The organism is Thauera mechernichensis, from assembly GCF_029588855.1.
GTDB classification, from domain to species: domain Bacteria; phylum Pseudomonadota; class Gammaproteobacteria; order Burkholderiales; family Rhodocyclaceae; genus Thauera; species Thauera mechernichensis.
The window spans coordinates 46,599-72,712 of sequence record NZ_JARQZE010000004.1; the positions used below are offsets into that span (position 1 = coordinate 46,599).

General features: G+C 62.8%; 26 protein-coding genes and 1 tRNA gene. 24 read left to right on the forward strand and 3 right to left on the reverse strand.

All coding sequences use genetic code 11. The features are described 5' to 3' along the window. Position 1: 1 nt before the first annotated feature. The 4 genes from rbfA to pnp all read left to right on the forward strand — a co-directional run bounded on the left by rbfA (position 2) and on the right by pnp (position 4,053). The gene (gene rbfA, locus P7F68_RS07245) at positions 2-442 is read left to right on the forward strand and encodes a 30S ribosome-binding factor RbfA (RefSeq protein WP_277831917.1); all 441 of its coding nucleotides are present in this window, start codon (positions 2-4) and stop codon (positions 440-442) included. Further along, positions 423-1,403: a tRNA pseudouridine(55) synthase TruB gene (gene truB, locus P7F68_RS07250; RefSeq protein ID WP_002936677.1), complete on the forward strand. Its 981-nt coding sequence runs from the start codon at positions 423-425 to the stop codon at positions 1,401-1,403. Before rbfA ends, truB begins: the two co-directional genes overlap by 20 nt. Before the next feature lie 78 nt (positions 1,404-1,481). Further along, a complete protein-coding gene (gene rpsO, locus P7F68_RS07255; protein ID WP_002926549.1) occupies positions 1,482-1,751 on the forward strand; it encodes a 30S ribosomal protein S15 in 270 nt (89 codons plus the stop codon). Between the two features lie 202 nt (positions 1,752-1,953). Further along, positions 1,954-4,053: a polyribonucleotide nucleotidyltransferase gene (gene pnp / locus P7F68_RS07260; RefSeq protein WP_277831922.1), complete on the forward strand. Its 2,100-nt coding sequence runs from the start codon at positions 1,954-1,956 to the stop codon at positions 4,051-4,053. Between the two features lie 164 nt (positions 4,054-4,217). Here the strand turns inward: pnp and dksA are convergent, their stop codons facing one another. Beyond that, entirely contained in the window at positions 4,218-4,643 is a 426-nt protein-coding gene (dksA, locus tag P7F68_RS07265) for an RNA polymerase-binding protein DksA (RefSeq protein ID WP_002926542.1), read from the reverse strand. Positions 4,644-4,924: 281 nt separating this feature from the next. Here dksA and tpiA point away from each other — a divergent pair, with 281 nt between their 5' ends. From tpiA to P7F68_RS07355, 18 genes are all read left to right on the forward strand, one after another. Beyond that, positions 4,925-5,662, forward strand: coding sequence for a triose-phosphate isomerase (tpiA, locus tag P7F68_RS07270; protein ID WP_002936672.1), 738 nt, complete (start codon positions 4,925-4,927; stop codon positions 5,660-5,662). A 42-nt stretch (positions 5,663-5,704) separates the two neighbouring features. Beyond that, the gene (gene secG / locus P7F68_RS07275) at positions 5,705-6,055 is read left to right on the forward strand and encodes a preprotein translocase subunit SecG (RefSeq protein WP_002926533.1); all 351 of its coding nucleotides are present in this window, start codon (positions 5,705-5,707) and stop codon (positions 6,053-6,055) included. Between the two features lie 66 nt (positions 6,056-6,121). Beyond that, a tRNA-Leu gene (locus P7F68_RS07280) sits at positions 6,122-6,206 on the forward strand. A 104-nt stretch (positions 6,207-6,310) separates the two neighbouring features. Further along, on the forward strand, positions 6,311-6,685 hold the full coding sequence (gene ndhC, locus P7F68_RS07285; RefSeq protein ID WP_002936657.1) for an NADH-quinone oxidoreductase subunit A: 375 nt from the start codon (positions 6,311-6,313) through the stop codon (positions 6,683-6,685). Between the two features lie 3 nt (positions 6,686-6,688). Next, the gene (locus P7F68_RS07290) at positions 6,689-7,165 is read left to right on the forward strand and encodes a NuoB/complex I 20 kDa subunit family protein (protein ID WP_002926530.1); all 477 of its coding nucleotides are present in this window, start codon (positions 6,689-6,691) and stop codon (positions 7,163-7,165) included. 14 nt (positions 7,166-7,179) lie between these two features. Next, positions 7,180-7,785 carry an NADH-quinone oxidoreductase subunit C gene (locus P7F68_RS07295; RefSeq protein ID WP_002936654.1) on the forward strand — a complete coding sequence of 202 codons (606 nt, stop codon included), beginning with the start codon at positions 7,180-7,182 and terminating at the stop codon, positions 7,783-7,785. Next, positions 7,778-9,031 carry an NADH-quinone oxidoreductase subunit D gene (locus tag P7F68_RS07300; protein ID WP_002926521.1) on the forward strand — a complete coding sequence of 418 codons (1,254 nt, stop codon included), beginning with the start codon at positions 7,778-7,780 and terminating at the stop codon, positions 9,029-9,031. The genes P7F68_RS07295 and P7F68_RS07300 overlap by 8 nt, the downstream gene beginning before the upstream one ends. 91 nt (positions 9,032-9,122) lie before the next feature. Continuing rightward, on the forward strand, positions 9,123-9,602 hold the full coding sequence (gene nuoE, locus P7F68_RS07305; protein ID WP_002926519.1) for an NADH-quinone oxidoreductase subunit NuoE: 480 nt from the start codon (positions 9,123-9,125) through the stop codon (positions 9,600-9,602). 11 nt (positions 9,603-9,613) lie between these two features. After that, positions 9,614-10,918, forward strand: a complete 1,305-nt coding sequence (gene nuoF / locus P7F68_RS07310) for an NADH-quinone oxidoreductase subunit NuoF (protein WP_002926517.1) — start codon at positions 9,614-9,616, stop codon at positions 10,916-10,918. Then, entirely contained in the window at positions 10,912-13,251 is a 2,340-nt protein-coding gene (gene nuoG, locus P7F68_RS07315; protein ID WP_277831937.1) for an NADH-quinone oxidoreductase subunit NuoG, read from the forward strand. The genes nuoF and nuoG overlap by 7 nt, the downstream gene beginning before the upstream one ends. Then, positions 13,251-14,300, forward strand: coding sequence for an NADH-quinone oxidoreductase subunit NuoH (nuoH, locus tag P7F68_RS07320; RefSeq protein ID WP_037982292.1), 1,050 nt, complete (start codon positions 13,251-13,253; stop codon positions 14,298-14,300). The genes nuoG and nuoH overlap by 1 nt, the downstream gene beginning before the upstream one ends. Before the next feature lie 7 nt (positions 14,301-14,307). Then, the gene (nuoI, locus tag P7F68_RS07325) at positions 14,308-14,793 is read left to right on the forward strand and encodes an NADH-quinone oxidoreductase subunit NuoI (RefSeq protein ID WP_002936645.1); all 486 of its coding nucleotides are present in this window, start codon (positions 14,308-14,310) and stop codon (positions 14,791-14,793) included. Between the two features lie 33 nt (positions 14,794-14,826). Next, a complete protein-coding gene (locus tag P7F68_RS07330; protein ID WP_002936642.1) occupies positions 14,827-15,432 on the forward strand; it encodes an NADH-quinone oxidoreductase subunit J in 606 nt (201 codons plus the stop codon). 58 nt (positions 15,433-15,490) lie between these two features. Continuing rightward, complete coding sequence (gene nuoK, locus P7F68_RS07335) at positions 15,491-15,796, forward strand: NADH-quinone oxidoreductase subunit NuoK (RefSeq protein ID WP_002926502.1); 306 nt, start codon at positions 15,491-15,493, stop codon at positions 15,794-15,796. 12 nt (positions 15,797-15,808) lie between these two features. Next, positions 15,809-17,845: an NADH-quinone oxidoreductase subunit L gene (nuoL, locus tag P7F68_RS07340; protein WP_002936634.1), complete on the forward strand. Its 2,037-nt coding sequence runs from the start codon at positions 15,809-15,811 to the stop codon at positions 17,843-17,845. Between the two features lie 86 nt (positions 17,846-17,931). Further along, complete coding sequence (locus tag P7F68_RS07345) at positions 17,932-19,413, forward strand: NADH-quinone oxidoreductase subunit M (RefSeq protein ID WP_002926498.1); 1,482 nt, start codon at positions 17,932-17,934, stop codon at positions 19,411-19,413. Positions 19,414-19,463: 50 nt separating this feature from the next. After that, positions 19,464-20,933, forward strand: coding sequence for an NADH-quinone oxidoreductase subunit NuoN (gene nuoN / locus P7F68_RS07350; protein ID WP_002936631.1), 1,470 nt, complete (start codon positions 19,464-19,466; stop codon positions 20,931-20,933). Positions 20,934-21,044: 111 nt separating this feature from the next. After that, positions 21,045-21,611: an NUDIX domain-containing protein gene (locus P7F68_RS07355; RefSeq protein WP_002936628.1), complete on the forward strand. Its 567-nt coding sequence runs from the start codon at positions 21,045-21,047 to the stop codon at positions 21,609-21,611. A gap of 13 nt (positions 21,612-21,624) precedes the next feature. Here P7F68_RS07355 and P7F68_RS07360 read toward each other — a convergent pair whose 3' ends face one another. After that, a complete protein-coding gene (locus tag P7F68_RS07360; RefSeq protein ID WP_277831947.1) occupies positions 21,625-22,842 on the reverse strand; it encodes a GNAT family N-acetyltransferase in 1,218 nt (405 codons plus the stop codon). Between the two features lie 197 nt (positions 22,843-23,039). Here P7F68_RS07360 and P7F68_RS07365 point away from each other — a divergent pair, with 197 nt between their 5' ends. Both P7F68_RS07365 and P7F68_RS07370 read left to right on the forward strand, forming a co-directional pair. Continuing rightward, positions 23,040-24,668 carry an NAD+ synthase gene (locus tag P7F68_RS07365; RefSeq protein ID WP_002926492.1) on the forward strand — a complete coding sequence of 543 codons (1,629 nt, stop codon included), beginning with the start codon at positions 23,040-23,042 and terminating at the stop codon, positions 24,666-24,668. 17 nt (positions 24,669-24,685) lie between these two features. Beyond that, positions 24,686-25,024 (forward strand): P-II family nitrogen regulator, encoded by a 339-nt coding sequence (locus P7F68_RS07370; protein ID WP_002926491.1) that lies wholly within the window; start codon positions 24,686-24,688, stop codon positions 25,022-25,024. 4 nt (positions 25,025-25,028) lie between these two features. On the opposite strand, the gene P7F68_RS07375 is transcribed toward P7F68_RS07370, so the two are convergent. Beyond that, positions 25,029-26,102, reverse strand: a complete 1,074-nt coding sequence (locus P7F68_RS07375; RefSeq protein ID WP_277831950.1) for a Smr/MutS family protein — start codon at positions 26,100-26,102, stop codon at positions 25,029-25,031. Positions 26,103-26,114 lie beyond the last annotated feature (12 nt).

The window sequence follows — 26,114 nt, forward strand, 5'->3', positions numbered from 1 at the left end:
GATGCCCAAGGAGTATTCCCGCAGCCAGCGCGTGGTGGAGCAGATCCGCCGCGAGCTGGCCGAGCTGATCAGGCTGGAGGTGAAGGATCCGCGCGTCGGCTTCATCACCCTCACCGATGTCGAAATCACCCCCGACTACGCCCACGCCAAGGTGTTCTTCACCAGCATGACCGGTGAAGGAGACGTGCCCGAGATCCAGCAGGGTTTGCGGCGTGCGAGCGGATTCCTGCGTCGCGAGCTGGGTCGCCGTATCCGCATTCACACCATTCCCGAGTTGCACTTCCACTATGACCGCTCGGTCGAGGAGGGCTCGCGCCTGTCCCAGCTGATCGATGCGGTGGTGAAGGAAGACGAATCGCGCCACCAGGACGCGCCCTCTGCCGACGAAACGGGCGGCGAGCACGCTGTTGGCAAGGACGACGATGACAAATCCCGCGCCTGAGGCGGCGCGGGCGCAGTCGGCGAAGCGCTCGAGACCGCCGCAGCGCAAGATCATCCGCCGCGCGGTCGATGGCGTGCTGCTGCTCGACAAGCCGCAGGGCATGAGTTCGAACGGCGCGTTGCAGGCGGCGCGTCGCCTGCTCAACGCCGCCAAGGCAGGCCACACCGGCACGCTGGATCCGATGGCGAGCGGCTTGCTGCCGCTCACCTTTGGTGAGGCGACGAAGTTCTCGCAGATGCTGCTTGACGCCGACAAGACCTACGAAGCGGTGGTGCAACTCGGCGTCGAGACCGATAGTGGCGATGCCGAGGGCAAGGTGCTGGCCACCCATCCGGTTGCCATAGAGCGCGCCGCCCTTGAGGTGGTGCTCGAGCGCTTTCGCGGAGAGATCGAGCAGGTGCCACCGATGTATTCGGCCCTCAAGCGTGACGGCAAGGCGCTCTACGAGTACGCGCGACAGGGCATCGAGATCGAGCGCGAAGCGCGTCGGGTCATGATCCACGCGTTGGAGTTGCTCGACTTCGCCGGAGAGCGGTTTTCGATCCGGGTGCATTGCAGCAAGGGAACCTATATCCGTAGCCTGGCGATGGATATCGGCGCTGCGCTTGGTTGTGGGGCACATCTGGCCGGACTGCGGCGTACCGCAATTGGTGCTTTCCAGTTGGCGGCCGCTGTCTCGCTCGAGTGCCTCGAGGCGGCCGGGGAGGGTGGGCGCGATGCCTTGCTTGCACCGGCCGACGCTCTCGTGGCCGATTTCCCGATGCTGCAACTCGACGCCGAGGCGGCACGCGGGCTGTTGCAGGGGCGCGTGCTCGCGCTGCCGGGCGCCGTGCCTGGGGCGAAGGTACGCGCCTACGGCCCGGGCGGTTTTCTCGGTCTGGCGCAATGGCAGGACGACGGGCGTCTCGCGGCGCGCCGCCTGATTGCCACCGGTGGCCTGGCCGACGACGCATGCGCATGAATTTGATTGAGTTTATGGTGCCGCTATGGGTATAATCCGCGGCTTCTGATTGGCAGAAAAACACGAGTAAAGACACACATGGCTCTTGACACCGCATCCAAGTCGCAGATCGTCTCCGACTTTCAGCGCGCCCAAGGCGACACCGGTTCTCCGGAAGTCCAGGTTGCGCTCCTGACCGCCCGCATCAACGGGCTTGCCCCCCACTTCAAGGCTCACGGCAAGGATCATCACTCCCGTCGTGGCCTGCTGAAGATGGTCAGCCAGCGTCGCAAGCTGCTGGACTACCTGAAGGGCCGTAACGCCGATAGCTATCGCAATCTGATCGAGCGTCTGGGCCTGCGCAAGTAATTGCCGTCCGTGACGAGCTACACAGCGCCGATCAGGGCGAAGTAAGCCAGCAAAGCCGGTGCGTGCCCCTGCGGCCGCGCCGGCTTTTTGCCATCTGGCCCCGCTGTGCCGGCTGCACGTCCGTGGCATCGAGTCCTCCTGTCCGGGCGGGCCGCCACAAGCAGTTGTAGTTCGCTGCATCAACCGAATAAAGGAAATCACCTTGCCTACCGCAATCAAGAAAACCTTCGCCTATGGCGCCCACACCGTCACCCTCGAGACCGGCGAAGTCGCACGCCAGGCTGGCGGTGCCGTCATTGTCAACATGGACGAGACCGTGGTTCTCGCCACCGTTGTCGGCGCCAAGGAAGCGCGTCCGGGCCAGGACTTCTTCCCGCTTACCGTCGATTACGTCGAGAAGTTCTACGCTGCCGGCCGAATCCCGGGTGGCTTCTTCAAGCGCGAAGGCCGTCCGAGCGAGAAGGAGATCCTCACCTCGCGCCTGATCGATCGCCCCATTCGTCCGCTCTTCCCCGACGGCTTCATGAACGAAGTCCAGGTCATCGTGACCGTGCTGTCGCTGAATCCCGAGATCGACTCCGACATCCCGGCGATGATCGGCGCCTCGGCCGCGCTCGCGATCTCCGGCCTGCCATTCAACGGCCCGGTCGGCGCCGCCCGCGTGGGTTATCTGGATGGCCGCTACGTCCTCAACCCCACCGCATCCGAACTGCAGAGCAGCCAGATGAATCTGGTGGTTGCCGGTACGCAGACCGCGGTGCTGATGGTTGAGTCCGAGGCGCAGGAATTGCCCGAGGATGTGATGCTGGGCGCGGTGGTGTTCGGTCACGAGCAGATGCAGGCCGCGATCAACGCGATCAACGAGCTCGTCGAAGTTGCCGGCAAGCCCGAGTGGGATTGGCAGGCGCCGCCCGCGAACGAGGCGCTGATCGCCAAGGTCGGCGAACTGGCGAAGGCTGAGATGGAGGAGGCCTTCCGCATCACCAGCAAGCAGGATCGTTCTGCCCGCCTGGCAGAGATCCGCAAGCGTGTGATCGCCCAGCTTACCGAGGGCGTGGAGGGTGCTCCTTCGGTCAACGAAATCAAGGATATCTTCTTCAATCTCGAGTCCGGGATCGTCCGTAGCCGCATCCTCAACGGCGAGCCGCGCATCGACGGTCGCGACACCCGCACGGTCCGCCCGATCGAGATCCGTACCGGCGTGCTGCCGCGTACTCACGGCTCGGCGCTGTTCACGCGTGGCGAGACGCAAGCCCTGGTGGTCGCCACCCTGGGTACCGGTCGTGACGAGCAGATCATCGACGCCATCGCTGGCGAGTACAAGGAGCGCTTCCTGCTCCACTACAACTTCCCGCCGTTCTGCACGGGCGAGACCGGCCGCTTCGGCGTGACAAAGCGCCGCGAAGTGGGCCATGGCCGCCTGGCCAAGCGCTCGCTGGTCGCCATGCTGCCCAAGGCGGAGGAGTTCTCGTACACCGTGCGCGTGGTTTCCGAGATCACCGAATCCAACGGTTCCTCCTCGATGGCTTCGGTGTGCGGTGGTTCGCTTGCCATGATGGATGCCGGTGTGCCGCTCAAGAACCACGTTGCCGGCATCGCCATGGGCCTGATCAAGGATGGCAACCGCTTCGCGGTGCTGACCGACATCCTGGGCGACGAGGATCACCTCGGCGACATGGACTTCAAGGTCGCCGGTACCGAGAACGGTATCACCGGCCTGCAGATGGACATCAAGATCCAGGGCATCACCAAGGAGATCATGCACGCCGCGCTGGAGCAGGCCAAGGAAGGCCGCCTGCACATCCTCGGCTTGATGCAGCAGTCCCTCAGCAGCAGCCGTGGCGAGGTGTCCGAGTACGCGCCGCGCATGATCAACATGAAGATCAACCCCGAGAAGATCCGCGACGTGATCGGCAAGGGCGGTGCAGTGATCCGCGCGCTGCAGGAGGAGACCGGTACCGTGATCGAAATCGAGGACGACGGCTCGATCAAGATCTCGTCGGTGAGTGCCGAGGGTGCGCAGGTCGCCAAGGCCAAGATCGAGGCGATCACTGCCGAGGTCGAGGTTGGCAAGATCTACGAGGGTCCGGTCGTGCGCCTGCTCGACTTCGGCGCCATCGTGAACATCATGCCCGGTCGCGACGGCCTGCTGCATGTGTCGCAGATCGCCAATGAGCGCGTCAACAACGTCTCCGACTACGTCAAGGAAGGTCAGGTCGTACGCGTGAAGGTGCTCGAGACCGACGAGCGCGGCAAGATCCGCCTCAGCATGAAGGCGTTGCTGGGCGAGAACGCAGGCTGAGCCCGTGCGGCGACTTGATGTCGCCGTAATGCGGTCGCTTCGGAACGACAAAGGACGCCAAGGCGTCCTTTGTCGTTTGCGGGCCGAGCTCTTGGAACCGCTACTGGCGATGCAAAAGGGCGCCATTGGCGCCCTTTTGCATCGTCGTCTGTCGTGAGACTGGCTTACTTGGCGACCTGGCGCTCGCGCATTTCTTCCAGGGTCTTGCAGTCGATGCACATCGTCGCGGTGGGGCGGGCCTCGAGGCGTTTTAGGCCGATTTCGACGCCACAGCTGTCGCAGTAGCCGTACTCGCCGTCCTCGATGCGTCCGAGCGCCTCGTCGATCTTCTTGATGAGCTTGCGTTCGCGGTCACGGTTGCGCAGCTCCAGTGCAATGTCGGATTCCTGGCTTGCGCGGTCGTTCGGGTCGGCGAAGACGGTGGCCTCGTCCTGCATCGTGTGCACCGTGCGCTCGATATCCCCCATCAGCTCGCCCTTGAGCGAGCTCAGGATTTCGCGGAAGTGGCCCAGCTGCTTCTCGCTCATGTATTCCTCGCCGGCAGCGGGTACGTAAGGCGGGAATTGCTTGTGCAGTGTTTCTTCGGCCATGACTCAACTTCCGTGGATGATTGAAGGATAGGCCCGACTTAATAGCAGAATCGGCTTTCAGCAGCAAGCGTGCGGGCGTTGCCTGGGTGGCATCCTTTGCCAGGTTGTCGTGCGCGGCGGGGGCTTGATACCCTGCGGCGCGGGGTGCCAGTGGGCCAGGGCGGCGGTGTCCCTGCCCGATGAGTCACGAGCGTGCGCAAGTCCTTGGCGGTGTGCATTTGCGGCGGACCTCTGGGCCGTCCTATAATCCTACGGTTTAGCTAACTGGATTTCTCTGTCCCATGATCCGACTCGTCGCCGGCAACTGGAAGATGAATGGCAGCCTGGCCGCCAATCGCGAATTGCTGGACGGTATCCGCAGTGTCGAAGGGGTAGAGCTTGCTGTATGCGTGCCCTATCCTTACCTTGCTCAGCTTGCGCAGCGGCCGGCGGGGCTTGAACTGGGGGCGCAGGATGTCAGCGAGCATGCCGAAGGGGCGTTCACCGGTGAGGTCAGTGCGTCGATGCTGGCCGAATTTGGTTGCCGCTATGTGATCGTTGGTCATTCCGAGCGCAGGGCTTTTTTTGGCGAGGATGATCTCGTTGTCGGCCGCAAGGCGCTTGCGGCGCTGGGGGCTGGTCTGGTCCCCATCGTTTGCGTTGGTGAGACGCTCGCCGAGCGCGACGCCGGCGCTGCCCTGGCGGTCGTGGGGCGGCAGCTTGCGGCAGTGCGCGATGTGGTCGGTCCCGAGGCCATGGCCGGGGTCGTCATCGCCTACGAGCCGGTGTGGGCGATTGGTACCGGGCGCTCGGCGACGTCCGCGCAGGTGGGGGAAGTGCATGGGGCGATCCGTCGCTGGCTCGAGGACGGAGGTGTGGCTGCCGCAGGTGTGCGCATACTCTATGGGGGGAGCGTCAAGCCGGCGAATGCGGCTGAGATCTTCGCCGTTCCGGATGTCGATGGTGGTTTGATCGGTGGCGCTTCGCTCGCCGCCGCTGATTTCATGGCGATCTGTCGTGCCGCCGCTGCGGTCTGCTGATCATTTGTTCTTGTTCGAGTTTTTGTCTTTTCAGGGTTCGTGATGGGTAATTATCTATTCTCCGTGGTGCTCACGGTTCATGTGCTGGTCGGGCTTGGCGTGATCGGTCTCGTTCTTGTGCAGCACGGCAAAGGGGCTGACATGGGGGCGGCGTTCGGTAGTGGTTCGTCCGGCAGTCTGTTCGGATCGTCGGGGTCGGCGAACTTCCTCAGTCGTACGACTGCGATGCTCGCCACGGTGTTCTTTCTCACCAGTCTGGGCTTGAGCTACCTCGCCAGCAACAAGCCTGCTGCGCCTTCCAGCGTGATGGAGGGGGTGCAGGTCGCGCCGGCTGTGGATCCGGTCCCGAGCGTGCCGGCCGATACCTCGCCCGCGCAGTCGATCCCGAAATAAAAGTAGGGTGGGCTCTTTGCGCAGTGCGTAAAAACCCTTATAATTTTTTGGCTGTCTGAACAGCGCGCCGACGTGGTGAAATTGGTAGACACGCTATCTTGAGGGGGTAGTGGCGAAAGCCGTATGAGTTCGAGTCTCATCGTCGGCACCATATTCAGGTAACGCCCGCAGTTGCGGGCGTTTCCATGCAGAGCAGCCAAAACAATAACGACGACGCGGTCTTGCAGTCGTCCAACGCAATGGGGGTTTCTGAACATGCTGGAAAGCTATTTTCCCGTATTGATGTTCATGCTCGTTGGGCTTGGTTTCGGGCTTGCTCCTGTCATTCTCGGGCGACTTCTCGCTCCCTATCGTCCTGATAGCGAAAAAAACTCCCCGTACGAATGCGGCTTCGAGGCGTTTGAAGACGCCCGCATGAAGTTCGATGTTCGCTACTACCTGATCGCCATTCTTTTCATCCTGTTCGATCTCGAGATCGCCTTCCTGTTTCCGTGGGCGACCGTTTTCCAGGAGTTCATCGCCGCTGGTGAGATCGCCTGGTTCGTTTTCGGTTCGGTGATGGTCTTTCTCGCGGTTTTGGTCATCGGTTATATCGTCGAGTGGAAGAACGGCGCACTCGACTGGGAGTAATGCATGAGCATTGAGGGCGTCTTTCGCGAAGGGTTTGTAACCACTTCGCTCGATGCGGTCATCAACTGGACGCGTACCGGTTCGCTTTGGCCCATGACTTTCGGTCTGGCCTGTTGCGCGGTGGAGATGATCCACGCCGGCTGTTCCCGTTACGATCTTGATCGCTTCGGGGTGGTGTTCAGGCCCAGTCCGCGCCAGTCCGATCTGATGATCGTGGCGGGTACCTTGTGCAACAAGATGGCGCCGGCGCTGCGCAAGGTCTACGACCAGATGTCCGAGCCGCGCTGGGTCATCTCGATGGGCTCCTGTGCCAATGGTGGTGGCTATTACCACTACTCCTATTCGGTCGTCCGTGGCTGTGATCGCATCGTTCCGGTCGATGTGTATGTGCCGGGCTGTCCGCCCACCGCCGAGGCGCTGATCTACGGCATTCTTCAGCTTCAAAACAAGATCAAGCGCACGAATACGATCGCGCGCTGACGGGTGTCATAGACATGAGTGCCAAGCTTGAACGCCTGAGCCAGACCTTGCGCGATGTATTCGGCGACTCCCTCAAGTCGCTGCTCGTCGATCGCGCAGAGCTCACCATCGAGGTCGCCGCTGGCGACTACCTGCGCATTGCGCGCACCTTGCGTGATCATCCCGATCTGCACTTCGAGCAGTTGATCGATGTTTCCGGTGTCGATTACTCGACCTTCGGCAATGGGGCATGGGAGGGCGCGCGTTTTGCCTCAGTGGCGCATCTCACCTCGATCCGCCACAACTGGCGACTGCGTCTGCGTGTCTTTGCGGAAGACGAGAGTTTTCCAGTGGTCGATTCGGTGGCCGATGTCTGGGCGAGTGCTAACTGGTATGAGCGCGAGTCCTTCGATCTCTACGGCATCCTGTATGCCGGCCACCCCGATCTGCGCCGCATCCTCACCGATTATGGTTTTGTCGGACATCCCTTCCGCAAGGATTTCCCGATTTCGGGTTACGTCGAGATGCGCTACGACCCGGAGCAGGGCAGGGTCGTCTATCAGCCGGTGACCATCGAGCCGCGCGAGAACACGCCGCGCATCGTGCGCGAAGAGAACTACGGGGACGTCGGCCATGGCTGAGATCCGCAACTACACAATCAACTTTGGCCCTCAGCATCCGTCCGCGCACGGTGTGCTGCGTCTCGTGCTCGAACTCGACGGTGAAGTCGTAGAGCGTGCCGACCCGCATATCGGGCTGCTGCATCGCGGCACGGAGAAGTTGGCCGAAACCCGGACTTGGGTGCAGTCGGTTCCGTACATGGATCGTCTCGACTATGTGTCGATGATGTGCAACGAGCACGCCTACTGCATGGCCATCGAGAAGCTGCTCGGTGTGCAGGTTCCGGAGCGTGCCCAGTACATCCGTGTGATGTTCGACGAGATTACGCGCATCCTGAATCACCTGCTCAATATCGGCACGCACGCGCTCGATATCGGTGCGATGACGATGGTGCTGTACACCTTCCGCGAGCGCGAAGACCTGATGGACGCCTACGAGGCGGTGTCGGGTGCGCGCATGCATGCAGCGTACTATCGTCCGGGCGGCGTCTACCGTGACCTGCCCGACCGCATGCCGAAGTACGAGGTGAACAAATTCAAGAACGAGAAGACGGTCAAGGAACTCAACGCCGCTCGCGAAGGCTCCTTGCTGGACTTCCTCGAGGACTTCACCAATCGTTTCCCCACCTATTGCGACGAGTACGAGACCCTGCTGACCGACAACCGGATCTGGAAGCAGCGTACCGTGGGCATCGGCGTGGTGTCGCCCGAACAGGCCTTGACCTGGGGTTTCACCGGTCCGATGTTGCGCGGGTCGGGAATCGCCTGGGACTTGCGCAAGAAGCAGCCCTACGAAGTCTACGACCGCATGGATTTCGACATTCCCGTCGGCAAGAACGGCGACTGCTACGACCGTTACCTTTGTCGCATGGAAGAGATGCGCCAGTCGAATCGCATCATCAAGCAGTGCATCGATTGGCTGCGCAAGAACCCCGGCCCGGTCATCACCGACAACCACAAGGTTGCGCCGCCCTCGCGCGAAAGCATGAAGTCGAACATGGAGGAGTTGATCCATCACTTCAAGCTCTTCACTGAAGGCATGCATGTACCCAAGGGCGAAGTCTACGCCGCGGTCGAGCACCCCAAGGGCGAGTTCGGCGTATATGCGGTGTCCGACGGCGCCAACAAGCCCTACCGCCTGAAGCTGCGTGCGCCGGGCTTTGCGCATCTCGCTGCGATGGATGAGCTTGCGCGTGGCCACATGATTGCCGACGTCGTGGCCATCATCGGCACCATGGATGTGGTGTTCGGCGAGATCGATCGCTGACCGAGTCGGCGCACGCAGGAAATTGACCGATGCCGCAAGGCATCGCAGGACCAAACAAGAATCGGCAGGCTATCCGGAAGATCAAGACGACATGCTGAGCCAGGAATCGCTGCAACAGATCGATCGAGAGATCGCCAAGTATCCGCCCGAACAGAAGCAATCGGCCGTGATGGCCGCGCTGCGGATCGCTCAGGTCGAGAAGGGCTGGCTGCCCAAGGAGCTGATCGAGTTCGTCGCCCGTTATCTCGAGATGCCGCCGATCGCCGCCTACGAGGTGGCGAGCTTCTACAACATGTATGACCTTGAGCCGGTCGGTCGCCACAAGATCACCGTGTGCACGAACCTGCCCTGTGCGCTGTCGGGCGGCGTCCATGCGGCTGACTACATAAAGCACAAGCTGGGCATCGGCTTCAATGAGACCACGCCTGACGGCAAGTTCACGCTCAAGGAAGGCGAGTGCATGGGCGCCTGTGGTGACGCCCCGGTGCTGCTGGTGAATAACCATCACATGTGCAGCTGGATGACCACCGACAAGATCGACCAGATGCTGGCCGAGCTGGACAAGAAATGAGCACGCAAGGAATGATCCTCGCCGGCTGTGACGGCGACCGCACCTGGCGGCTCCAGGACTATGTCGCGCGCGGCGGTTATGCCGCACTCAGGAAGATCATCGCGGAGAAGGTCTCGCAGGACGCCATCATCGGCGAACTCAAGGCCTCGGTGCTCCGCGGTCGCGGCGGTGCGGGTTTTCCGACCGGTCTGAAGTGGAGCTTCATGCCGCGCTCTTTCCCAGGTGACAAGTACCTCGCCTGCAATTCCGACGAGGGCGAGCCCGGGACCTTCAAGGACCGCGACATCCTGCGCTACAACCCGCATTCGGTCATCGAAGGCATGGCAATCGCCGCCTATGCGATGGGTGCGGCGCGCGGCTACAACTATATCCACGGCGAGATCTTCGAGGTCTATTCGCGCTTCGAGGAGGCGCTCGAGGAAGCGCGTGCGGCCGGCTTCATCGGCCAGAACATCCTTGGCAGCGATTTCTCGTTCGAGCTCTTCGCGCATCACGGCTACGGCGCTTACATCTGTGGTGAGGAAACGGCGCTGCTCGAATCGATCGAGGGCAAGAAGGGGCAGCCGCGCTTCAAGCCGCCGTTCCCGGCGAGCTATGGCCTCTATGGCAAGCCGACCACGATCAACAACACTGAAACCTTCGCCTCCGTGCCGTTCATCATGAACATGGGCGGCGAGGCTTTCCTCGGTCTGGGCAAGCCCAACAACGGCGGCATGAAGCTGTTTTCGGTGTCCGGTCACGTCAATCGTCCCGGTAACTACGAGATCCCTCTCGGTACGCCGTTCTCCGAGCTGCTCGAGATGGCCGGTGGCATGCGCGGCGGGCGCAAGATCAAGGCGGTGATCCCTGGCGGCTCCTCGGCGCCGGTGGTGCCGGGCAGCGTCATGATGGACTGCACGATGGACTATGACTCCATCTCGAAGGCGGGCTCGATGCTGGGTTCCGGTGCCGTGATCGTCATGGACGAGACCACCTGCATGGTGAAGGCGCTCGAGCGTCTGTCCTACTTCTACTTCGAGGAATCCTGCGGGCAATGCACACCCTGTCGTGAAGGCACGGGCTGGCTTTATCGCGTGGTGCATCGCATCGAGAACGGTCTTGGCCGTCCAGATGACCTCGATTTGCTCAATTCCGTCACCGCCAACATCATGGGCCGCACCATCTGCGCCCTTGGCGATGCCGCCTCGATGCCGGTGCAGAGCTTCGTCAAGCACTTCGGCAGCGAGTTCGAGTACCACATCGAAAACAAGAAGTGCCTCGTGGCGCCCGAAGTCCAGCGCGCAGGCAGTCAAATTTACGTGAGCCCGTCATGCTAGAGATCGAAATCGACGGCAAGCAGGTACAGGTCAATGATGGCAGCACGGTGATCGAGGCCGCAGCCGTCGCCGGGGCCTATATCCCGCACTTCTGCTATCACAAGAAGCTGTCCATTGCGGCCAACTGCCGCATGTGTCTGGTCCAGGTCGAGAAGGCACCCAAGCCGCTGCCCGCTTGCGCCACGCCCGTGACCAACGGCATGAAGGTGTGGACCCACTCCGAGCTGGCCGTCAAGGCACAGAAGGGCGTGATGGAGTTCCTCTTGATCAACCACCCGCTCGATTGCCCGATCTGCGATCAGGGCGGCGAGTGCCAGTTGCAGGATCTGGCGGTGGGTTACGGTTCGTCCGCTTCGCGCTACCAGGAAGAAAAGCGCGTGGTGTTCAACAAGAATCTGGGCTCGCTCGTGTCGACTGACATGACGCGCTGCATCAACTGTACGCGCTGCGTTCGATTCACCGCCGAGATCGCAGGTGAGATGGAGCTTGGTCAGGCCTTCCGCGGCGAGCATGCAGAGATCATGCCGTTCATCGAGAAGACGATCGACTCCGAGCTGTCGGGCAACATCATCGATCTTTGTCCGGTCGGCGCGCTGACCTCGAAGCCGTTCCGCTTTGCCGCCCGTACCTGGGAGTTGTCGCGGCGCAAGTCGGTGAGCCCGCACGACGCCCTCGGCGCGAACCTGATCGTCCAGACCAAGCACGACGTGGTCAAGCGCGTGCTTCCGCTCGAGAACGAAGACGTCAATGAATGCTGGCTGTCGGACAAGGATCGCTTCTCGTACGAGGCCTTGTCTGCTCCGGAGCGCCTGAGCACACCGCTGATCCGCCAGGGCGGGCAATGGAAGCAGGTCGATTGGCAGGCCGCGCTCGAGTTCGCTGCGAGTGGCCTGCGTGGCATTGCCCAGGATCACGGCGCGTCGGCGATCGGCGCGCTGGCCTCACCGCACGCGACGCTGGAAGAACTCTTCCTGCTGCAGAAGCTTGTGCGCGGACTCGGCTCGAACAACGTTGATTTCCGCCTGCGCCAAGCCGATTTCCGTGCCGATGGCAAGCGAGACGGGGCGCCTTGGCTGGGCATGAAGATCGCGGAGGTCAAGGATCTCACCCGCCTGCTCGTGGTGGGCAGCTTCCTGCGCAAAGATGCGCCGCTGCTCGCGCAGCGTGTGCGTCAGGCGGCCAAGAAGGGACTGCAGGTGAGCGCCATCGGACCCAATGCCGAGGATTGGTTGCTGCCTGTGCGCAACCGCGCGCTGGTGGCGCCGTCGGCAATGGTTGCCATGCTTGGGCAAGTGGTCGTCGCGCTGGCGCAGGAGAAGGGCACCGACGTCAGTGTCAGCTTGCTCGGCAAGCTGCCGGCAGAGGTATCGGGCGAGGCGCGCGCCATTGCCCAGAGCCTCGCTTCGGGGCGCAAGGTTGCGGTGTGGCTGGGCAGCCTCGCAGCCCAGCATGCGCGAGCCAGCGAGATCCAGACGCTGGCCCAGGAAATTGCGCGACTCTCGGCGGGCTGCTTCGGCTTCATCGGTGAGGCTGCGAACAGTGTTGGCGGCTACCTCGCCGGGGCGGTCCCGGGGGCCGACGGCCTCAGCGCTGCTGCAATGATCGCGCAGCCACGCAAGGCATACATGGTCTTCGGCGCCGAGCCGGAACTTGATTTCGCCAATCCGTCGGCGACGGTCGCGGCGCTGCGTTCGGCCCAACTGGTGATCGGCTTCTCGGCCTTCGACTCAGCCTCGTTGCGCGACCTGTGCGACGTCATCCTTCCGGTTGCGCCTTTTACCGAAACCTCTGGCACCTTCGTCAACTGCGAAGGCCGGGCGCAGAGCTTCGTTGCCGTCAGCAAGCCGCTCGGTGAGACGCGTCCGGGCTGGAAAGTCCTGCGAGTGCTCGGCAACCTGCTGGCGCTCGAGGGGTTCGGCTACAACGATTCCGAAGCCGTACGCAGCGAGGCTTTGCCTGCTGACGTCGGCAATGCGCTTGGTAACGGCGTCGAAGGCGTCGTCGTGTCGTGCGCTGCTGCGAGTGCTGGCGCGCTTGAGCGTGTCGCCGACGTACCCATTCACTTTGCCGATCCGATCGTGCGCCGCGCACCGTCGCTACAGAAGACGCGTGACGCTGCCGCGCCGGTGGCGCGAATTTCGCCGGCCACGCTTGCAGCGCTTGGCCTGAGTGCAGGTGACAAGGTCAGGGTCTTGCAGGGGGGCGGTGCCGCCGTGCTGGTCGCGCAGCCCGACGAGGCGCTTGCTGCTGGTTGTGTGCGCGTCGCCAGCGCTCATCCCTCGACCGCCTCGCTCGGTGCCATGAGCGGTGAACTCAGCGTGGAGCGTGCCTGATGGAAGCGATGCTGCAACCCATTGCCGATTTTTTCGGTCCGAGCTGGATTGCGATCTGGACCCTGGTGAAGATCATTGCGATCATCGCGCCGCTGATGATCTGCGTGGCATACCTGACGCTGGCCGAACGCAAGGTCATCGGCTACATGCAGGTTCGCATCGGCCCCAACCGGGTCGGCCCCAAGGGCCTGCTGCAGCCGCTCGCCGACGGCGTCAAGCTGCTGTTCAAGGAGATCATCGTTCCGAGCGGCTCCAACAAGGGCCTTTTCATCCTCGGGCCGATCCTCGCCCTTGCGCCGTCGCTGGCGGCGTGGGCGGTGATTCCCTTCGATGACGGCCTTGTGCTCGCCAACGTCAATGCGGGCCTGCTCTTCATCCTCGCAATTACCTCCCTGGAGGTCTACGGGGTGATCGTGGCAGGCTGGGCTTCGAACTCGAAGTACCCCTTCCTGGGGGCGATGCGGGCATCTGCGCAGATGGTGTCGTACGAGGTGTCGATGGGCTTTGCGCTGATCTGCGTGCTGCTGATTTCGGCCAGCCTCAACCTGAGCGACATCGTGACCTCGCAAGGTGCCGGCCGTTTCGCCGACATGGGGCTGGGCTTCCTGTCTTGGAACTGGCTGCCGCTGTTCCCGATGTTCGTGGTGTACCTGATCTCCGGCATCGCGGAGACCAACCGTGCGCCCTTCGACGTGGTCGAAGGCGAGGCGGAAGTCGTGGCCGGCCACATGGTCGAGTACTCGGGCATGACCTTCGCGCTGTTCTTCCTCGCCGAATACGCCAACATGATCCTGGTCTCGATCCTGACCTCGATCCTGTTCCTCGGTGGCTGGCTGTCGCCGGTCGGCTTCCTGCCCGACGGCTTCCACTGGCTGGCGCTGAAGACGGCTGCAATCCTGTTCATCTTCCTGTGGGCGCGTGCCACCTTCCCGCGTTTCCGCTACGACCACATCATGCGTCTGGGTTGGAAGGTGTTCATCCCGGTCACCCTGGTGTGGGTGTTTGTGGTGGCGGTGTGGATGATGTCGCCGCTGTCGATCTGGAGTTGAGAAGACCATGGGTGCCAAGGATTTCATCGGCAGTCTGTTCCTGAAGGAACTCGTCAAGGGCATGGCCCTGACCGGCCGCCACTTCTTCCAGCGCAAGATCACCGTCCAGTTCCCGGAGGAGAAGACGCCGCAGAGCAACCGCTTCCGCGGACTGCACGCCCTGCGCCGCTATCCGAACGGTGAGGAGCGCTGCATCGCATGCAAGCTGTGCGAGGCGATTTGCCCGGCGATGGCGATCACCATCGAGTCCGATCAGCGTGACGACGGTTCGCGCCGCACGACGCGCTACGACATCGACCTCACGAAGTGCATCTTCTGCGGCTTCTGCGAAGAAGCCTGTCCGGTCGATGCGATCGTCGAGACGCGTGTTCTGGAGTATCACGGCGAGAAGCGCGGCGATCTCTACTACACCAAGCAGATGCTGTTGGCGGTGGGGGATCGACACGAGTCCCAGATCGCAGCCGACCGCGAACAGGACGCCAAGTACCGCTAAGGGGAGGGCGCTCAGGCGCCACGAGTCAAGAACATGGAATTCAAGACCTTCGTCTTCTACTTTCTCGCCGTGATCATGGTGCTCGCGGCGCTGAGGGTGATCACCGCCCGCAACCCGGTGCATGCCGCGTTGTTCCTGGTGCTGACCTTCTTCAACGCGGGCGGGATCTGGTTGCTGCTGCAGGCCGAGTTCCTCGCCATCGTACTGGTCATGGTCTACGTCGGGGCCGTCATGGTGCTGTTCCTGTTCGTGGTGATGATGCTCGACATCAACCTCGACCGCATCCGCGAAGGGTTCTGGAGCTATCTCCCGGTGGGCGCCCTTGTCGGCATCCTGATGCTGGTCGAGATGGTGATGGTGCTGGGCGGTTCGTACTTTGGCCTCGAAGCCATGCCGGCGCCGGCAGCGGCCGCGGAGTCGTACAGCAATACGCGCGAACTCGGCCGGGTGCTCTACACCGACTACGTCTATCCGTTCGAGCTTGCATCGCTGGTGCTGCTGGTGGCCATGGTTGCCGCAGTGGCATTGACGTTGCGCAAACGCAAGGGCCTCAAGTCCATCCCGCCGTCCGAGCAGGTCGCCGTCAAGCGCGAGGGCCGTGTCGAGCTGGTGAAGATGCAGGCCGAGAAAGAAGACTGAACCAGCACGCGAACAAGAAACGCGCCGGTATGGAGCCGGCGCGATCAGGGAGTCACAGATGCTTTCGCTTTCCCATTTCCTCATCCTGGGCGCGATCCTGTTCGCGATCAGCGTGGTCGGGATCTTCCTCAACCGGAAGAACCTGATCGTGCTGCTGATGGCCATCGAGCTCATGCTGCTCTCGGTCAACATGAACTTCGTCGCCTTCTCTCACTACCTGGGAGACATCGCCGGCCAGGTCTTCGTTTTCTTCATCCTCACCGTGGCAGCGGCCGAGTCCGCGATCGGCCTGGCGATCCTGATCGTCATGTTCCGCAGCATGCGCACGATCCATGTGGATGACCTCGACAGCCTCAAGGGTTAAGGAAGCGTCACGATGACCGACATGCAGACTCTCTATCTCCTCGTGCCGCTGGCGCCGCTGGCCGGTGCCATCCTCGCCGGCCTGTTCGGCAAGCAGATCGGTCGCGCGGGCTCACACATCGTCACCATCCTCGGTGTGGCGGTCGCCTTCGTCGCCTCGGTGGTGATCTACCAGGACGTTGCGGCGGGCAATACCTTCAACGGCACGGTCTACACCTGGATGGTGTCGGGCGGGATCAGCTTCGAGGTCGGGTTCCTGATCGATTCGCTGACCGTGATGATGATGCTGGTGGTCACCTTCGTCTCGCTGATGGTGCACATCTACACCATCGGCTACATGTCGGAAGATCCCGGCTACCAGCGCTTCTTCAGCTACATCTCGCTGTTCACCTTCTCGATGCTGATGCTGGTGATGTCCAACAACTTCCTGCAGCTGTTCTTCGGCTGGGAAGCGGTCGGCCTCGTCTCCTATCTGCTCATCGGCTTCTGGTACGAGCGGCCGACGGCCATCTACGCCAACATGAAGGCCTTCCTGGTGAACCGTGTCGGCGACTTCGGCTTCCTGCTCGGCATCGGCCTCATCGCCGCCTACACCGGCAGCCTCAACTACGCCGAAGTGTTCGCCCAGGCCGACCAGCTTGCCGCCACCGAGATGGCCGGCACCGGCTGGCCGCTGATCACCGCGATCTGCATCTGTCTTTTCATTGGCGCGATGGGCAAGTCGGCCCAGGTGCCGCTGCATGTCTGGCTGCCCGACTCGATGGAAGGCCCGACCCCGATCTCGGCGCTGATCCACGCGGCAACCATGGTTACCGCCGGCATCTTCATGGTGGCGCGCATGTCGCCGCTGTTCGAACTGTCCGATGGCGCGCTGTCCTTCGTCCTCGTCATCGGCGCAACCACCGCACTGTTCATGGGCTTCCTCGGTATCGTCCAGAACGACATCAAGCGCGTGGTGGCGTACTCGACACTGTCGCAGCTCGGCTACATGACGGTGGCGCTCGGCGTTTCGGCCTATTCGGCGGCGGTGTTCCACCTGATGACGCACGCCTTCTTCAAGGCGCTGCTGTTCCTTGGCGCCGGCTCGGTCATCATCGGCATGCACCACGACCAGGACATGCGCAACATGGGCGGCCTGCGCAAGTACATGCCGATCACCTGGATCACGTCCTTGCTGGGTTCGCTGGCGCTGATCGGCTTCCCGCTGTTCTCCGGTTTCTACTCCAAGGATTCGATCATCGAGGCGGTCCATGCCTCGACCATCCCGGGTGCGGGCTACGCCCTGTTCTGCGTGCTGCTGGGCGTGTTCGTGACCGCGTTCTACTCCTTCCGTATGTACTTCCTCGTCTTCCACGGCGAGGAGCGTTTCGGCAAGGCGCATCACGCGCATGACGCTCACCACGGTGACGCGCACGGCGACGACCACGCTCATGATGACCACGGCGACCACCACCACGGTCTGGCGCCGGGTCAGAAACCGCACGAGTCGCCCTGGGTGGTGACCCTGCCGCTGGTGCTGCTGGCGATCCCCTCGGTGCTGATCGGCTTCTTCACCATCGAGCCGATGCTGTTCGGTGAGTGGTTCAAGGGCGTGATCTTCGTCGGTGACAACCACGTTGGCCTGAAGGAGCTCGAAGCGTCCTTCCATGGTCCGGTGGCGATGGCGATCCACGGTCTGCAGACGGCGCCGTTCTGGCTCGCGATCGGTGGGGTGGCGCTGTCGTGGTTCTTCTACATGAAGCGTCCGGATATCCCGGCTGCCATCCAGCGTACCTTCAAGCCGATCCACAGCCTGCTCGAGAACAAGTACTTCTTCGACCGCTTCAACGAGATCTTCTTTGCCGGTGGCGCGCGTGCGCTCGGCAAGGGCTTGTGGAAGGCGGGCGACCAGGGGCTGATCGACGGTGTGGCGGTGAATGGCTCGGCCAGGCTGGTGGGCTGGATCGCGCAGATGTCGCGCCTGTTCCAGACGGGTCACCTGTACCAGTACGCCTTCATGATGATCATCGGCGTGTTCATCCTGCTCACCTACTGGATCAACCGCGGCTGATGCCCGGTGCAGATCAAGCACGCCCACTTTGATACACATAACAAGATCGAACGCGTCGTTCGCGACGCACTGAACGGAAAGCAACGATGACGGACATTCCTCTCCTCAGTCTGGCGATCTGGATCCCGATTATCGGGGGCCTGCTGGTGCTGGCGACCGGCTCGGATCGCAATGCCCCGCTGGCGCGCATGCTCGCCTTCGCGGTCGCGGTGGCTGGCTTCGTCGTCACCATTCCGCTCTACACCGGCTTTGATGCGACCACGAGCGCCATGCAGTTCGTCGAGATGACGTCCTGGGTGCCGCGCTTCAACATCAACTACCACCTCGGGGTCGATGGCCTGTCGGTGTTGTTCGTGATCCTCAACGCCTTCATCACCATCCTGGTGGTGATGGCGGGCTGGCAGGTGATCCAGGACAAGGTTGCGCAGTACATGGCCGCCTTCCTGATAATGTCGGGCCTCATGAACGGCATCTTCTCGGCGCTCGACGGCGTGCTGTTCTACGTGTTCTTCGAGGCTTCGCTGATCCCCCTCTATCTTGTCATCGGTATCTGGGGCGGCGCCAACCGCGTCTATGCGGCAATCAAGTTCTTCCTCTACACGCTGCTCGGCTCGCTGCTGATGCTGATCGCGCTGCTCTACCTGTTCATGCAGTCCGGTGGCAGCTTCAGCATCCTCGACTGGCACCAGCTGCCGCTGCCGATCGAGCCGCAGATCCTGATCTTCCTCGCCTTCCTCGTCGCCTTCGGGGTCAAGGTGCCGATGTGGCCGGTGCACACCTGGCTGCCCGACGCTCACGTCGAGGCGCCCACCGGTGGCTCGGTGGTGCTGGCCGCGATCGGCCTCAAGCTCGGTGCCTATGGCTTCCTGCGTTTCTCGCTGCCGATCGTGCCCGATGCGGCGCAGCAGCTGGCGCCGCTGATGATCACGCTGTCGCTGATCGCCGTGGTGTATATCGGCTTCGTCGCCCTGGTTCAGGCTGACATGAAGAAGCTTGTGGCTTACTCGTCGATCTCGCACATGGGTTTCGTCACCCTGGGCTTCTTCATCTTCAACCCGCTCGGCGTCGAAGGTGCCCTCGTGCAGATGATCTCCCACGGCTTCGTCTCGGGTGCGATGTTCCTTTGCATCGGCGTGCTCTACGACCGCATGCACTCGCGCCAGATCGCCGACTACGGCGGTGTGGTCAACACGATGCCCAAGTTTGCGGCCTTCTTTATGCTGTTCGCGATGGCCAACTCCGGCCTGCCGGCCACCTCCGGTTTCGTCGGTGAGTTCATGGTCGTGCTGGGTGCGGTGCAGTTCAACTTCTGGATCGGCTTCGTGGCGGCCACCACGCTGATCCTCGGCGCCGCGTATTCGCTGTGGATGTACAAGCGCGTCGTGTTCGGCAAGGTGGCAAACAAGCACGTGGCCGAGCTCGAGGACATCAACGGGCGCGAGTTTGCCTTCCTCGCGATCCTGGCGTTCTGCGTGCTTGCGATGGGCCTGTACCCGTTCCCCTTCACCGAAGTGATGCATGCCTCGGTCAACGAACTCCTGCGGCATGTTGCCGTGAGCAAGCTCTGAGCGCCGTTCAGCGCAAGCGCCCGAGAGACTCTTAACGGACTGGTCAGAAGATGAATTTCGTCGTCCCCGACTTCTACCCCGCAGCGGCCGAGATCTTCGTTGCCGTGATGGCCCTGGTGATCATGCTCGCGAGCACGTTCGCGCGCAGCATTGCCCGTGGGCTGAGCTACCACCTCACACAGGCGACGCTGATCGCGGCGGCCTTCATCACCATCTTCACGATGGAAGGCGAGGTGGTCTACACCTTCAGCAACCTGTTCATCAGCGACCTGATGGGCGACTTCCTGAAGCTGATGATCTACTTCTCGACCGCAGTTGCGTTGCTCTACGGCCGCGCCTATCTCGGTGACCGCAAGATCGACAAGCCCGAGTTCTACCTGCTCGCCTTGCTGATGACGCTCGGCATGATGGTGATGGTGACCGCCAACCACATGCTGCCGATGTATATCGGCCTCGAGATGATGTCGCTGGCGCTGTACACCATGGTCGCCTTTGATCGCGACTCCCCGCGTGCAACCGAGGCGGCAATGAAGTACTTCGTCCTCGGCGCGCTGGCCTCCGGTCTGCTGCTGTACGGCATGTCGATGGTGTACGGCGCGACCGGGTCGCTCGAGTTCTCCGCCATCGCGCAGGCGATCTATAACCAGTCGGCCAACCAGACGGTGCTGATGTTTGGCCTGGTGTTCCTGGTCGCGGGTATCTGCTTCAAGCTCGGCGTGGTGCCTTTCCACATGTGGGTGCCGGACGTCTATCAGGGTGCGCCGACCGCCGTGACCCTGATCATCGCCAGCGCGCCCAAGCTCGCCGCGTTCGCGATGGCGGTTCGCCTGCTGATCTGGGCGCTGTTCGACATCGCCCACGAGTGGCAACTGATGCTGATGATGGTGGCGGCGGCGTCGATCGTGCTCGGCAACCTGGCGGCGATCGCGCAGCAGAACATCAAGCGAATGCTGGCGTACTCCGGTATCTCGCACATGGGCTTCGTGCTGCTCGGCCTGCTCGCCGGCGTGGTGGATGGCGACCGTCACTTCGCCCTCAACGCCTACAGCTCGGCGATGTTCTATGCTGTGTCGTACGTGATCATGAGCCTCGCTTCCTTCGGCATGGTCATCCTGCTGTCGCGTGCCGGCTTCGAAGCCGAGAACATCGACGATTTCAAGGGTCTCAACAGACGCAGCCCGTGGTATGCGCTGATGATGCTGTTCGTCATGTTCTCGATGGCGGGCGTGCCATTCTTCATTGGCTTCTTCGCCAAGTTGTCGGTGCTGCAGGCAGTGGTGGCAGCAGGTTACTTCTGGCTGGCGGTGCTGGCTGTCGTCATGTCGGTGATCGGCGCCTTCTACTACCTGCGCGTGGTCAAGCTGATGTACTTCGACGAACCGGTCGATGTGTCGCCGATCCATGCTCCGGCAGAGGTTCGCGTCATGTTGTCGGTCAATGGCCTTGCCATTGCTGCGCTGGGGCTCGCGCCGCAGATGTTGATGTCGCTGTGCGCATATGCGCTGCTCGGTTCGCTCTGAATCGAGCATGGTTGACGGGGCCGGGCGCAGACCGCTGTTCTTGCGCCCAGGCGCGTATGCGCGTGAATCTGACTCGGCATGCGGCGTCGCTCAGGGGAGCGGGGTGAGACGATGAGCGACCCCAACCGCGATCCGCTGGCGGAGCGTACGGCGGCCAGCGAGCAGGTCTTCGATGGCGTCATGCTCAAGGTCTGGCGCGACGCGGTAGTTCTGCCCGATGGCTCGAAAGGGGTGCGCGAGTACATTCGCCACCCCGGCGCGGTGGTGGTGGTCGCCTTGCTTGACGATGACCGCTTGATTTTCGAGCGCCAGTTCCGCTATCCGCTCGGGCGCGCATTCCTGGAGCTACCGGCGGGCAAGATTGATGCGGGCGAGGATATCCGCGCCTGCGCGATCCGGGAGTTGCGGGAAGAAACGGGATTCGAGGCCCGCACTTGGCAACATGTGGGCGTGATGCATCCGTGCATCGGCTACTCCGACGAGCGCATCGAGATCTTCCTCGCCTCCGGGCTGACGCACGTCGGCCATGCCTTGGACGATGGCGAGTTTCTCGAGGTGCTCGAGCTTCCCGTTCGCGAGGTCGAGGCCTTGATCCGAAGTGGCGAGATTACGGACGCCAAGACCATCACCGCGTTCTATCGTGCCTTGCCTTTCATCGGGGCTGCAGCGCGTACCTGAAGCTGCAAGGTGATCAGTCCGTGGCCTCGCGGCGAAAGGGCAGGCGCTCGTTCAGTTCATCCACGTATGCGTTCATGCCCTTGCGCTCGCGAGTCAGGTAGTCGTCGACCGCCCTGCTGAAACGCGTATCCGCAAGCCAGTGCGCAGATCTCGTGCGCACGGGAAGCAGGCCTCGGGACAGCTTGTGCTCGCCTTGCGCGCCGCCCTCGAAACGCTCCAGACCCTTCTGTATGCAGTACTCGATGGCCTGGTAGTAGCACAGTTCGAAATGCAGGAAGGGCAGGTGCTCGAGCGCGCCCCAGTAGCGACCGTACAGCGCACGCTGGTCGCACAGGAAGAAGCTGGCGGCAATATCCTGGCCATCACGCGTTGCGATCAGCAGGCGTACGGAGTCGGGCATGCGTCGGGCAAGCTCGCGGAAGAAGGGCGCGCCGAGGTAGGGTGTCGACCGATGCAAGGCATAGGTGATGCTGTAGCAACGGTGAAAGAAGTCCCACTCCGCCGGACTCGCCTGGTGTCCGTCAAGCCAGCGCAGTTCGAGGCCATGGGCCGCCGCTCGCCGCCGCTCCTGGCGAATCTTCTTGCGTTTGTCGTGGTTGAGACTGGCGAGGAAGTCATCGAAGTCTCTCCAGCGCGATTGCGTGGTGGCGGTGGCGGCCGTTCTTGCCTCAGCCTCGTTGCGCCAGTGGAACTGCACGCCGTCCCGGATCATGAGTCCCGCGTTTTCGACCAGAGGCAGTTCGTCTTCGGCGGGGAACAGAAGGTGGAACGAGGACATCGGGCTCGAGCGTACGGCTTCGAGGACGGACTCGAGCAGCGCCGCGCGGTCGGTGGTCGTGAGACCGAGCAGGCGGGGCCCGGAGATGGGCGTGAAAGGCAATGCCGCTAGCCATTTCGGGTAGTACTCGAGACCGTGGCGCTGGTAGGCCTCCGCCCATGCCCAGTCGAAGACGTACTCGCCATAGGAGTGCGACTTCAGGTAAAGGGGCATGGCCGCGACCAGTTGTCCGCTGCGCCATAGTGTGGCGTGGGCGGGCGCCCAGCCGCTACGTCCACCCACGCAGCCGGTGTGCTCGAGTGCGTCCAGGAAGGCATGGCGCAGGCAGGGTGGTGCGCTTGCCGAGCTGGCTTGAACCAAGGCGTCCCAGCGCCCGGCTTCGAGTTCGCCGATGTTGGTGACGAAATGCAGCCCGTCCGTATGTTCGGCAAGCTGTGTGCAGGCCTTGTTCATCGTGCTTGGGTTCCTCGCTTGCCTCATTCTTGTGCAGTGCGGCGATTCGCTTGCGCGTCATCGACTTGCGCACTTCACCCAGGATTTATCCACAGGCTTTCCAACACGAACTGTGGGTGATCGGACTCGGTTGCGGCAGGCTGAGAAGGCATTACTTCGCCTCTCCGCAGCATCGCCGAAGCGGTATAGTTCCGCCCATGAATGCTACCGTCCGAACCTCAGTCTCGATCGCCGTCGCACAGTTCAATCCGACCGTCGGCGATTTGATCGGCAACGCCGAACTTATCATCGATGCCATTGCGCGCGCGCGCGCGCAAGGTGCCGATATTCTTCTGACGCCCGAGCTGGCACTCTCGGGCTATCCGCCCGAGGACCTGCTGCTGCGGCCCGACTTCTATCGCGCCTGCGAACGCGAGACGCAACGTATCGCCGACGCCGCGGGCGAACTCGTCGTCGTCCTCGGCCATCCCGTGGAGGAGGGGGTGCAGCGCTACAATGCCGCGTCCGTACTGAGTGGCGGCAGGGTGCAGGCGCGCTATTACAAGAGCCTGCTGCCCAATTACGAGGTATTCGACGAGGAACGCTACTTCGAGGCGGGCGGTGCGCCCTGCCTGTTCGAATGCAAGGGGGTGCGTTTCGGTGTGAATATCTGCGCAGATGTCTGGGAAAGCGGTCCTGCCGAGGCTGCGCAGGCAGCGGGTGCCGAGGTCTTGCTGGCGCTCAATGCCTCACCCTATCACATGAACAAGCAGGTTCAGCGCATCGAGGTTCTGCGCGACCGTGTGCGCGAGACCGGGCTTCCCGTGCTGTATTGCAACATGGTGGGCGGCCAGGACGAGCTGGTGTTTGACGGTGCGTCCTTCGCGCTCGATGGTGACGGCACCCTGGGCTACCAGGCGGGCAGCTTCGTGGATCACCTCGATGTCGTGCGGTTTGAGCAGGGCCGTTGGCACAGTGACGTCCGGGTGCCGCCGCGCGTCCTCGAAGCCGAAGTGTACGAAGCGCTCAAGGTGGGCGTGCGCGATTACCTCGGCAAGAACCGCTTCCCATCGGCAGTGATCGGGCTTTCGGGCGGTATCGACTCGGCACTGACGCTGGCGATTGCAGTCGATGCGCTCGGCGCCGATCGTGTGCGTGCGGTGATGATGCCCTCACCCTATACGGCACAGATGAGCCTGGACGACTCGCGCGAGATGGTGCGCCGGCTTGGCGTGCGTTACGACGAGATTGCGATCGAACCGGCAATGAAGGTGTTTGCCGACCTGCTCGAGCCTCAGTTTGCCGGCCTTGCTGCGGACACCACCGAGGAGAACCTTCAGAGCCGCATCCGCGGCATGATCCTGATGGCGCTGTCGAACAAGACCGGGGCGATCGTGCTTACCACGGGCAACAAGAGCGAGATGGCCACCGGTTATGCGACGCTCTATGGCGACATGGCGGGTGGCTTCGCCGTGCTCAAGGATCTCTACAAGACCTTCGTGTTCAGGCTTTCGAACTGGCGCAACACGCTTGGCGAGGTGATCCCGCAAAACATCATCGACCGTCCGCCCTCAGCCGAGCTCAAGCCCGATCAGAAGGATCAGGATAGCCTGCCCCCCTACGAGGTGCTCGACGCCATCATCGAGGCCTATATGGAGCGCGATGAGTCGCCGCGCCAGATTATCGCCGCTGGCCTTCCTGAGGCCGAGGTGCGGCGCACGGTGGCGATGCTCAAGCGTAACGAGTACAAGCGCCGCCAGGCCCCGGTAGGCATCCGTGTCACCCCGCGCGGCTTCGGCAGGGACTGGCGTTATCCGATAACATCGCGCTACCAGGACGAGTTCTAGAACAAGGAGTGCAGTGGATGAAGAAGATCGAGGCGATCATCAAGCCGTTCAAGCTGGATGAAGTGCGCGAAGGGCTGTCCGAGGTCGGCATCACCGGCCTGACCGTGACCGAGGTGAAGGGTTTCGGCCGTCAGAAGGGCCATACCGAGCTGTACCGCGGGGCGGAATACGTGGTTGATTTCCTCCCCAAGATCAAGGTCGAGGTCGTGCTTGCCGACGATATCGTCGAGCAGGCCGTCGAGGCCATCGTCAAGGCTGCGCACACGGGGAAGATCGGCGACGGCAAGATTTTCGTTACCCCGGTCGAACAGGTTGTCCGCATCCGCACCGGCGAGATCAACGAGGCGGCAATCTGAACGTTCAGCGCGGGTTGGCGTTCTGCGCGCGCAGCAGCACGAGCAGCGCGCCACCCCCGCCGTCATGCGGCCCCGCCTGACAGAAGGCCAGGATCTCCTCGCGCTGGGCGAGCCAGCCGCGTGACAGCTGCTTGAGAATCGACACCTTTCCGGGTGAGCCGTGGCCCTTGCCGTGGATCACGCGGATGCAGCGCAGCCCCTGATTCAGGCTGTCATGGAGGAAGTGCGCGAGTGCGCTGCGCGCCTCGTCACGCGTCAGCCCATGCAGGTCGATCTGAGCCTGCAGGACCCACCGCCCACGCCTAAGGTCGGTCAGTACCCGGCGTGGCAGGCCGCTGCGCAGGAAAGCGGCCTCGTCGCCCATGTCCAGGCGGTCCTCGAAGCTGAGGGGGGCAACCAACGATTCATCGAGCGCGGCGCGTTCGTCCGCTTCACGCTTGACGGGGGCGGGCGGCGGAGCGGGGCGCTGGAGCTCGACGCGGTTGCGCGTGTCGATGGGTCGTGCGTGTCCGACCACAGTGCGGAACAGGCTGGCCGGATCGCGCAGGTCGGCGTCGGCCGGCAGCACGATTGCGTCTGGGCGTTGCACCGCCGTGGCTGTTTCCGTGCCTGGGTTGCGGGCTTGCCGTCGGGGCGCATCGATCTCTGCACGTCCGCTGTCGCGCAGCGGCACGACGCCTGCGTAGGCCGCCAGTAGTGGATCCTGGTCCGCTCGCGGGCGGGCGGGTACAGGCGCCTCGTCCTCGGCCTGCAGCGTACGCCGCACCGGGGCTGGACGCGGCGGAACGAGTTCGGCGCGGTTGTCCCCGCGTATCGGCCTGGTTGAGCCTACCGTACGGCGAAACAGCGCGAGCTCGTCCGCATCGGGTGAGGCGGCAAGGTCGGCGCGGCCTTCGGTCTTTTGGGCGGGCGCCACGGTGTGCCGGATGCGCTTGCCGGGCTGGACCGGTGGTGCATCCGTGGTGCTGGCGTCGGCCGCGCGAAGCAGGCGGCGCAACTCGCCAAGATCGCCCGCTGACCCGCCGCGCGCGTCCTTGCCGTTTTCCGGTGCTGTGGATCGTTGGCGAGTGCGGGCCATGCGGGTCAGCGG

Excerpts from the sequence above, each read along its gene's own strand:
- rpsO (WP_002926549.1), top strand. The coding sequence starts at position 1,482 with ATGGCTCTTGACACCGCATCCAAGTCGCAGATCGTCTCCGACTTTCAG.
- nuoK (WP_002926502.1), top strand. The coding sequence starts at position 15,491 with ATGCTTTCGCTTTCCCATTTCCTCATCCTGGGCGCGATCCTGTTCGCG.
- P7F68_RS07365 (WP_002926492.1), top strand. The coding sequence starts at position 23,040 with ATGAATGCTACCGTCCGAACCTCAGTCTCGATCGCCGTCGCACAGTTC.
- tpiA (WP_002936672.1), top strand. The coding sequence starts at position 4,925 with ATGATCCGACTCGTCGCCGGCAACTGGAAGATGAATGGCAGCCTGGCC.
- P7F68_RS07360 (WP_277831947.1), bottom strand. The coding sequence starts at position 22,842 with ATGAACAAGGCCTGCACACAGCTTGCCGAACATACGGACGGGCTGCAT.
- P7F68_RS07295 (WP_002936654.1), top strand. The coding sequence starts at position 7,180 with ATGAGTGCCAAGCTTGAACGCCTGAGCCAGACCTTGCGCGATGTATTC.
- rbfA (WP_277831917.1), top strand. The coding sequence starts at position 2 with ATGCCCAAGGAGTATTCCCGCAGCCAGCGCGTGGTGGAGCAGATCCGC.
- nuoG (WP_277831937.1), top strand. The coding sequence starts at position 10,912 with ATGCTAGAGATCGAAATCGACGGCAAGCAGGTACAGGTCAATGATGGC.
- P7F68_RS07300 (WP_002926521.1), top strand. The coding sequence starts at position 7,778 with ATGGCTGAGATCCGCAACTACACAATCAACTTTGGCCCTCAGCATCCG.
- P7F68_RS07355 (WP_002936628.1), top strand. The coding sequence starts at position 21,045 with ATGAGCGACCCCAACCGCGATCCGCTGGCGGAGCGTACGGCGGCCAGC.
- P7F68_RS07290 (WP_002926530.1), top strand. The coding sequence starts at position 6,689 with ATGAGCATTGAGGGCGTCTTTCGCGAAGGGTTTGTAACCACTTCGCTC.
- dksA (WP_002926542.1), bottom strand. The coding sequence starts at position 4,643 with ATGGCCGAAGAAACACTGCACAAGCAATTCCCGCCTTACGTACCCGCT.
- nuoE (WP_002926519.1), top strand. The coding sequence starts at position 9,123 with ATGCTGAGCCAGGAATCGCTGCAACAGATCGATCGAGAGATCGCCAAG.
- nuoI (WP_002936645.1), top strand. The coding sequence starts at position 14,308 with ATGGGTGCCAAGGATTTCATCGGCAGTCTGTTCCTGAAGGAACTCGTC.
- truB (WP_002936677.1), top strand. The coding sequence starts at position 423 with ATGACAAATCCCGCGCCTGAGGCGGCGCGGGCGCAGTCGGCGAAGCGC.
- P7F68_RS07370 (WP_002926491.1), top strand. The coding sequence starts at position 24,686 with ATGAAGAAGATCGAGGCGATCATCAAGCCGTTCAAGCTGGATGAAGTG.
- nuoN (WP_002936631.1), top strand. The coding sequence starts at position 19,464 with ATGAATTTCGTCGTCCCCGACTTCTACCCCGCAGCGGCCGAGATCTTC.
- P7F68_RS07375 (WP_277831950.1), bottom strand. The coding sequence starts at position 26,102 with ATGGCCCGCACTCGCCAACGATCCACAGCACCGGAAAACGGCAAGGAC.
- nuoH (WP_037982292.1), top strand. The coding sequence starts at position 13,251 with ATGGAAGCGATGCTGCAACCCATTGCCGATTTTTTCGGTCCGAGCTGG.
- P7F68_RS07330 (WP_002936642.1), top strand. The coding sequence starts at position 14,827 with ATGGAATTCAAGACCTTCGTCTTCTACTTTCTCGCCGTGATCATGGTG.
- P7F68_RS07345 (WP_002926498.1), top strand. The coding sequence starts at position 17,932 with ATGACGGACATTCCTCTCCTCAGTCTGGCGATCTGGATCCCGATTATC.
- nuoL (WP_002936634.1), top strand. The coding sequence starts at position 15,809 with ATGACCGACATGCAGACTCTCTATCTCCTCGTGCCGCTGGCGCCGCTG.
- secG (WP_002926533.1), top strand. The coding sequence starts at position 5,705 with ATGGGTAATTATCTATTCTCCGTGGTGCTCACGGTTCATGTGCTGGTC.
- nuoF (WP_002926517.1), top strand. The coding sequence starts at position 9,614 with ATGATCCTCGCCGGCTGTGACGGCGACCGCACCTGGCGGCTCCAGGAC.
- ndhC (WP_002936657.1), top strand. The coding sequence starts at position 6,311 with ATGCTGGAAAGCTATTTTCCCGTATTGATGTTCATGCTCGTTGGGCTT.